Source organism: Achromobacter insuavis (assembly GCF_902859645.1).
GTDB classification, from domain to species: domain Bacteria; phylum Pseudomonadota; class Gammaproteobacteria; order Burkholderiales; family Burkholderiaceae_B; genus Achromobacter; species Achromobacter insuavis.
Window position 1 is genome coordinate 22,963 of sequence record NZ_CADIJR010000067.1, and the last position, 7,557, is coordinate 30,519.

At 73.1% G+C, this 7,557-nt stretch carries 6 protein-coding genes and 1 pseudogene; 5 read left to right on the forward strand and 2 right to left on the reverse strand.

Annotated elements, in window-relative coordinates; genetic code table 11:
- Positions 1-4: 4 nt before the first annotated feature.
- The gene (locus H0523_RS24910) at positions 5-1,783 is read right to left on the reverse strand and encodes a phosphoglucose isomerase-related protein (RefSeq protein ID WP_180180181.1); all 1,779 of its coding nucleotides are present in this window, start codon (positions 1,781-1,783) and stop codon (positions 5-7) included.
- A gap of 122 nt (positions 1,784-1,905) precedes the next feature.
- Positions 1,906-2,217 (reverse strand): hypothetical protein, encoded by a 312-nt coding sequence (locus H0523_RS24915; RefSeq protein ID WP_054431968.1) that lies wholly within the window; start codon positions 2,215-2,217, stop codon positions 1,906-1,908.
- A 137-nt stretch (positions 2,218-2,354) separates the two neighbouring features.
- Here H0523_RS24915 and H0523_RS24920 point away from each other — a divergent pair, with 137 nt between their 5' ends.
- The 5 genes and pseudogenes from H0523_RS24920 to H0523_RS24940 all read left to right on the forward strand — a co-directional run.
- Positions 2,355-3,116 carry an endonuclease/exonuclease/phosphatase family protein gene (locus tag H0523_RS24920; protein ID WP_054431841.1) on the forward strand — a complete coding sequence of 254 codons (762 nt, stop codon included), beginning with the start codon at positions 2,355-2,357 and terminating at the stop codon, positions 3,114-3,116.
- On the forward strand, positions 3,113-4,315 hold the full coding sequence (gene clsB / locus H0523_RS24925; RefSeq protein WP_082380640.1) for a cardiolipin synthase ClsB: 1,203 nt from the start codon (positions 3,113-3,115) through the stop codon (positions 4,313-4,315). Before H0523_RS24920 ends, clsB begins: the two co-directional genes overlap by 4 nt.
- On the forward strand, positions 4,312-5,286 hold the full coding sequence (locus H0523_RS24930) for a lysylphosphatidylglycerol synthase transmembrane domain-containing protein (protein ID WP_082385474.1): 975 nt from the start codon (positions 4,312-4,314) through the stop codon (positions 5,284-5,286). The genes clsB and H0523_RS24930 overlap by 4 nt, the downstream gene beginning before the upstream one ends.
- Positions 5,287-5,446: 160 nt before the next feature.
- The gene (gene glgA, locus H0523_RS24935) at positions 5,447-7,012 is read left to right on the forward strand and encodes a glycogen synthase GlgA (RefSeq protein ID WP_054431842.1); all 1,566 of its coding nucleotides are present in this window, start codon (positions 5,447-5,449) and stop codon (positions 7,010-7,012) included.
- Between the two features lie 10 nt (positions 7,013-7,022).
- Positions 7,023-7,557: pseudogene (locus H0523_RS24940) on the forward strand (alpha-1,4-glucan--maltose-1-phosphate maltosyltransferase); the annotation flags it as partial.

Consider the following 7,557-nt stretch of genomic DNA (forward strand, 5'->3'; position numbering starts at 1 on the left):
TGGACTACCTCCGATGTGGAACCCTGGCCGCGCCCGACAGGGGCATGGCCGCCGCGGCATGGCGCGCCCGGCCAGGATGGCCGGCAACGCCTGGCGCCAGCGCCTGGCGCAGCAGGTCCCCCAGTTGCGCCAGGCCCGCGTGCAGGTCGCCGCTGATGTGGACGCGCAGGCAACGGCGGCCTCGCGCCCTCAGCTCTTCCATGTCGCCGAACGCCTGTGCGCGCTGCGTGGCGCCGAAGTCCGCCGCATGGCCGGGCGCCACCAGCTCGCCCGGCGCCTGCGCCGTGATGAAGAGGAACCGCCCGCCGGCCCGGCCGCCCTTGTGCAGCTGGCCGCACGAGTGCAGATAGCGCGGCCCGAATCCGCCCTGGGTGGCCACGCCGGTGGCGCGCATGATGTCGCCGCGCGCGCCAGCCAGCCAGCTTTCACACGCCGCATCGCGCGGCAGGTAGGCCAGCAGGGCCACGTAGTCGCCCGCCCGCGCCGCATGCGCCAGATGGGCCGCCAGCAACGCCGCCGCCGACGGGGACGAAGCGGGCTCGCCATGGAAGGCCAGCGCCCCCTCCACCCGCAACAGCTCGCCGCCCCCGGCCACCGCCGCGGGCCCCGCGGCCACCGACAGGGCGCGCGTGCGCGCCTTGCTGGCCTCCACGTCGGGCTGATCGAACGGATTGACGCCCAGCACCGCGGCGGCGATCGCGGTGGCTACTTCCCAACGGAAGAATTCCTGCGCCACGGCCAGCCCCGGGCCGCAGCGGCAGACCAGCACCGGGAAACCGGCCGCCGCCAGCTCGCGCGCGCGCGCGGCCAGCCCGGCGTCGGGCGCGGCGGTGCTGGCCAGGTGCACGAACAGCCGGTCGGGGCCATACCGCGAGGGTGCGGCCAGGGGTTCATCCGCGATCGGCACCAGGCCCTTGCCCTGCTTGCCGGTCGATTCGGCCAGCAATTGCTCCAGCCAGCCGCCCAGCGCCCGCAGCCCGGGATCGGCCAGCAGCGTGACCTTGTCGCGTCCGGCCAGCGCCGCTTCTCCCAGCAGCAGGCCCAGCACCAGCCCGGGATTGCGATGCGCCGCGGCATGACGCGCGCAAGCGCGCCGCATGGGCTGGGCCGCGCGCGCCAGGCTGGCCGGATCGTGGCCCAGCAGTGCCGCCGCCACCAGGCCGAACGGCGACAGCACCGAACTGCGTCCCCCGACCGCGGGATTGCCCTCGAACACCGCGGCATAGCCCTCGCGCTGCGCGCGCGCCTGCAGCGGCGTGCCGGGATCGGTAATGGCGACAAAGCGCCGGCCGGCCTCCTGGCGCCCGAGCAGGTCCACCACGCGCTGGTGGAAATAGGCCGCCAGCATGCCCGACTCCAGCGTGGCGCCGGACTTGCTGGCGACCACGAACAGCGTGCGCGTCAGATCCAATTGCGCCTGGAGCGCGAGAATCTGCGCCGGGTCGGTGGAATCGAGCACGCGCAGCCGCAGGCCGCCGCCGGCCACGCCGAGAATGCGGGCCAGCGCTTCGGCGCCCAATGTCGCGCCGCCCATGCCCAGCAATACGGCATCCGAGAAGCCCGCCACGCACAGCCGGCGGCAGGCGGACGCCAGCCGGCCCATGCTGCCTGGCGCCGCCCCCGGCCGCAGCCAGCCGAGCCAGCGGTTCTCGTCCGCGCCGGTCCAGAGCGATGCATCGCCCGACCACAGGCGCGCCATCCACGCCTGCCGCCGCGCCTGCGCCAGGCGCGCTTCGACGCGCGCCGCCAACGATGCCGGGATGTCATGGGAAAACCCGTTCAAGGGAGGGAGGGCGCGGACCGGGCGCGCGGGACCGCGCGCGCCCTTGGACGTTTGCCGCGACCGCGGCGCGCGCGGGGCGAGAGGAAGCGTGGCGGGCGAGTACATATCCATGAATAGGGTTCCTAAAAGCCCGAAGCACGCGGCCGAGAGGCTGGCGCGCGCGTTTCGCGCAGGCGCGGGATGGCCGCGGCAGGGCCAAGCCGGTCGATGCCCGGTGTCTGCTGCGGATCGACGTCCGGCATGGGGTTGGGCAGGCTGTCCGGCGGACTGCGCTCGGGGCGGTCCGGGTCCCGCCGCGCGGGCGGCGCGACGTCCGGCGATTCGGCCGGCGACTGATCCGGCGGGACAGGCGGTCTCGGGGCGGAGGGCGCGTCGGCCGGGCGCGGACCCGCGGCGGCGCCCGCCTGCCGGTTCTGCAAAATCTTCTGTGTCATTGCCGACTCCTGGAGCGGGAAGGAAGCGCTGTCGGCTTCCATTCCGGATGGAGCCGCATTCCAGCAAGCGGCATGCCCGCCGCCTGGCGCCCGGCACGGGACTTGCTCGGGGCAGGGATTCCCCGCCTGGAGCCGCCATGTCCGTTCCCGAAGCCACCACCTTGACGGTGCTGACCGTCAATACCCACAAGGGCTACACCAGCTTCAACCGCCGCTTCATGCTGCACGACCTGCGCGAAGCGTTGCGCTCGGCGGCGCCGGACCTGGTGTTCCTGCAAGAGGTGGTGGGCGAGCACCAGGGCATGGCCGCGCGCCATGCGGGCCGCTGGCCGACGCAATCGCAATACGAGTTCCTGGCCGACACGCTGTGGCGCGATTTCGCCTATGGCCGCAACGCGGTCTACCCGGCGGGCCACCACGGCAACGCCGTCCTGTCGCGCTATCCGATCGCGCGCTTCGAGAATCATGACGTCAGCGTCGGCGACCACGAAAGCCGCGGCCTGCTGCATTGTGTGTTGCGACTGCCCGGCGGCGCGCGCGCGGTGCACGCGATCTGCGTGCACCTGGGCCTGCTGGAGCGCCATCGCCGCCAACAGATCGCCAGCCTGTGCCGCCTGGTGGCGCGCGAGGTGCCGGCCGCCGACGCTTTGCTCATCGCCGGCGATTTCAACGACTGGCGCCTGAAGGCCGACCGGCTGATGCGCGACTGCCGGGTGCAGGAAGTCTTCACCTCGCGCCTGGGGCGGCCGGCCCGCACGTTCCCGGCGCGCTGGCCGCTGCTGCGCCTGGACCGCATCTACGTGCGCAACGTGCGCGACTGGCGCCCCGTGCCGCTGGCCTCGCGAGTGTGGTCGCGCCTGTCCGACCACGTGCCGATCGCGGCGGAGATCGCGCTATGACGGACATTGCCCTGGGTTGGCGCAGCGGCAACCGCTACACGCTGCTGGAAAACGGCGAAGCCTATTTCCCCGCGGTGCGTGGCGCCATCGACGGCGCCACGCGCGAGATCCTGGTCGAAACCTTCATCCTGTTCGACGATGTGGTCGGCCGCGCGCTGCAACAGGCCCTGATCGCCGCGTCGCAACGCGGCGTCAGCGTCGACCTGCTGGCCGATGGCTATGGCTCGGACCAGTTGCCCGAGGCATTCCTGGCGGCGCTGACCGGCGCCGGCGTGCGCGTGCACCTGTTCGACCCGCGCCCGCGGCTGTTCGGCGTGCGCACCAACCTGTTTCGCCGCATGCACCGCAAGATCGTCGCGGTGGACGGCGCCTGCGCCTTCATCGGCGGCATCAACTTTTCGGCCGACCACCTGCGGGACTACGGCCCGCAGGCCAAGCAGGACTATGCCGTGCGGGTGGAGGGTCCGCTGGCCGCCGACATGGCCGACTACGCCCGCGCGGCCCTCGGGCCCCGGCGCGGCCGCCGCCGCTGGCCCGCGCGCCTGGAACCGGTACCGGCCGGCGACGGCGGCGGCCGGCTGGTGGTGCGCGACAACCAGGGCCACCGCACCGACATCGAGCGTCATTACCGAGCCGGGCTGCGCGCGGCGCGCCAGGACGTGCTGATCGCCAACGCCTATTTCTTTCCCGGCTACCGCCTGCTGCACGACCTGGCCCAGGCCGCGCGCCGCGGCGTGCGGGTGCGCCTGCTGCTGCAAGGCGAGCCCGACATGCTGGTGGCGCAACTGGCCGCCAGCATGCTGTACGACTACCTGATCGACGCCGGCGTCGAGATCTTCGAGTACTGCAAGCGCCCGCTGCACGCCAAGGTGGCCTGCGTCGACACCGATTGGTCCACCGTCGGCTCGAGCAATCTGGACCCGCTCAGCCTGGCCCTGAACCTGGAAGCGAACGTGGTGGCCCGCGACGCCGCGCTGAACGCCGACCTGCGCGCCAGCCTGGAGCGCCTGATTGCCGACGACTGCAAGGCAGTGCGCATGCAGCCCGGCTCGCGGCGGCGCCTGCGGCGCTTCTGGGTCGGCGTGGTGGTGTTCCATTTCCTGCGCCGCTTTCCCGCCTGGGCCGGGGCCTTGCCGGCGCACAAGCCGCGCCTGCGCACCCTGGACGAGGTCGGGCAGCGCGAGGGCGAGGCGCTGTGAGCCTGTACCGTTCGCGCCTGATGCGCGCCGCCCGCCGCCGCTGGCCCCGCGTCAAGCGATGGCTGCCGTGGGTCGTGCTGGCGCTGGCGGCGGGCCTGCTGGCGTATTTCGGCAGTTCGGTCGACTGGCCCCAGGTGTGGCAGGCGGTGCGCCGCATCCCGCGCGCCGCGGTGCTGCTGGCCGCGGCGCTGGTGCTGCCCGCTTATCTGGCCTACGCCTGCCTGGACCTGCTGGCCCGGCGCTACACCAGCCACACCCTGCCCTGGCCCCGGGTCCTGGGCGTGGCCATGCTGAGCTATGCGTTGAATCTGAACCTGGGCGTGCTGCTGGGCGGGCTGGGCGCGCGCCTGCGCCTGTACACCCGGCTGGGCTGCCGCAAGGCCGTCGCCACGCGGGTGGCGCTGTTCTCGGCGCTGTCGAACTGGATCGGTTACGGCTGGGTGGCGGGCGTGGTGTTCGCCAGCGGCGCGCTGGCGGCGCCGCCGGGCTGGGAAATCGGCGCGGGGGTGCTGCGCCTGGTCGGCCTGGGCTTGCTGGCCGCGACCGCGATGTATGTCTGGATCTGCGTGCGCGCCAGCCGCCGCGCGGTGACGTGGATGGGGCAACGCGTGGCGTTGCCGCGCGGTCGCCTGGCGGTATTGCAGAGCGTGACGGCGGCGCTGTCATGGATGCTGATGGGCGCCATCATGTATGTGTTGCTGCAAGGCAAGGTGGGCTACCCGATGGTGCTGGGCATCCTGCTGTGCACCAGCTTCGCGGCAGTCATCACGCGGGTGCCGGGCGGCCTGGGCACCACCGAGGCGATATTCGTGGCCGCCCTGTCCTCGCGCCTGCCGGCGGCCGAAGTGCTGGGCGCGGCGCTGGGCTACCGCGCCCTGTACGCGCTGGCGCCGCTGAGTCTGGCCCTGTTGGCGTTCACCGTGGTCGAAGCGCGTCTCACCTGGCGCAAGCGCAATCCGCAGCCGGGTTAGCCGGCCAGACCCTTCATTACAAAAAGCGGCAACAACGACGGCCGCGCCGCGCGTACCGTCCCCGTCGCCAAGCGCTCGACGCCGGGCATGGCACTTGCTTGGAACGAGGTCTTGCGGAGCGGGCCCGTTCCCGTGGCCTTCCGCCGACTCCGGAGCAAGCATGGTGCCAACAGAAATTCTCATCGTGGCGGCCGAAGCGTTCCCCCTGGCCAAGACCGGGGGGCTGGGCGACGCCATCACCGGCATGGCGCGCGCGCTGGCCCAGGCGCACACCCCGCCGACGCTGCTGCTGCCCGCCTATCGCGGCGTCGCGCGGCGCCTGCCCGACGCCCGCCTGGTCGCCCACCTGCCCGGCTTGCCCGGCGGCGACGCCCGGCTGCTGGCGGGCATCTGCCCGCAATCGGGCCTGTCGTTCCTGCTGCTGGAAAACGACGCCCTGTATGACCGCGCCCATCTGTATCTGGACGACAACGGCCAGGAGCATGTCGACAACGCCCTGCGCTATGCCGCCCTGTCGCATGCCGCCGTGCGCGTGGCGCAGGGCCTGCCGGGCCTCCCGCGCCCCGACGTGGTGCACGCCCATGACTGGCACGCGGCGCTGACGCCGCTGCTGCTGCGGGCCGCCGGGGTCGAGGACGTCAAGAGCGTGCTTACTATCCACAATCTCGCCTTCCAGGGCCATGCGCCCGTCGAGGACGCGGCGCGACTGGGCCTGCCGCCGCCCTTCTGCGGCGAAGCGGGCGCGTTGGCCTGGGGCCGGCTCAATCTCATGAAGGCGGGCATCCGCTATGCCGACCGCATCACGACCGTCAGCCACCGCTATGCGCGGGAAATCCTGACACCCGAGTTCGGCTGCGGACTGGAAGCCACGCTGCAGACGCGCGCGGCGGAGCTGCTGGCCATTCCCAACGGCATCGACACCCACCTCTGGAACCCGACGCGCGACCCGCACCTGGGACCGCTGCGCTACAGCGCCGCGGACCTGGCCAACAAGCGCCTGTGCAAAGCCGCCGCGCAGCACGAGTACGGCCTGCGCGAAGACCCGCAGGCGCTGCTGCTGATCCTGTGCAGCCGGCTGACCGGCCAGAAGATGGCCGACGTCGCGGCGCAGGCCCTGCCGCGCGCGCTGGATGCGCATCCGGCATTGCAGGTGGCGGTGCTGGGTCAGGGCGAACGGCACCTGGAGTCCGCGCTGCGCGAGCTGGGTCCACGCTATCCGCGGCGCTGCGCCGTGCGCATCGGCTACGACGAGGCCGGCGCCCACCGCCTGCACGCCGGCGGCGACGTCCTGTTGCACGGCAGCCGCTTCGAGCCGTTCGGCCTGACGCCGCTGTACGCCATGCGCTACGGCACCTTGCCGATCGGCTCACGGGTGGGCGGCATGGCGGACACGATCGACGACCCAGGCCCGCGTCAGCCGCTGACCGCCATGGCCCGCGCCACCGGCGTCCTGTTCGACGGCTGCGCGCCCGAGGACATGCTCGCGGCCATCGACCGCGCGGTCCAGTTGCACGCACATCCGACCTTATGGCGCGCCATGCAGCGCAATGCCATGACCGCGGATTTCAGTTGGCGCCCCGCGGTCACGCAATACCTGGAGCTGTTCCGCTCCCTAACCCGGGCTGCGCCCGTCACCGCCGAAGCCCAGCCGCAGCCCGAGGCGGCTGCGCCCCGCGCCGGCCGGGCGCAGCGGACGTCATCCCTGACGGCCGGCGCGCCGGTGTAGGGGCCGAGCCATGGCGACGCCTCCGACGTTCGGCAACGCGCCTCGCATCTATTACGCGCGGTCCGGCCTGCCCGGCAGCCACACAGCGCGCGAGGCGCTGCTGGCCGGCGTGCGCCAGGAAGGCTTCAATGCCGTGCTGATTCCGGCGCCCTGGCTATGCCCGGCCGGCGCGCGAACCCTGGCGCCGATCGACGCCGACCACGCGCCGACGCCCGAAGGCGGCGTCGAGCCGCTGTCGGCGCGGCTGGCGCGCGAGGCGGACAGCGCCGCGCGACATGGCCTGGCGTTGCTGCTGCGGCTGGAGTTGCAGCGGGTGGCGCGCGACGCGCGCGATGACACCGCGCCCGCCGCCTGGTACCGCGAGCCGCCCGACGATCCGGCGCGCGACCCCCGCCTGCCGCTGAGCGAGCATGGCGTGCGGCAATTGCGCGACGATCCGCCCGCGGGCTTCATGGCCGCCTGGGCGGCGCGCCTGCTGCGCTGGACCCGGGCCGGCGTGGCCGGCTACGTGGTGCCGCCGCCGCCCGCGCTCGACGCGCGGGCCT

Coding starts and splice junctions, on each gene's coding strand:
- H0523_RS24915 (WP_054431968.1), bottom strand. CDS start 2,217: ATGACACAGAAGATTTTGCAGAACCGGCAGGCGGGCGCCGCCGCGGGT.
- H0523_RS24920 (WP_054431841.1), top strand. CDS start 2,355: ATGTCCGTTCCCGAAGCCACCACCTTGACGGTGCTGACCGTCAATACC.
- clsB (WP_082380640.1), top strand. CDS start 3,113: ATGACGGACATTGCCCTGGGTTGGCGCAGCGGCAACCGCTACACGCTG.
- glgA (WP_054431842.1), top strand. CDS start 5,447: ATGGTGCCAACAGAAATTCTCATCGTGGCGGCCGAAGCGTTCCCCCTG.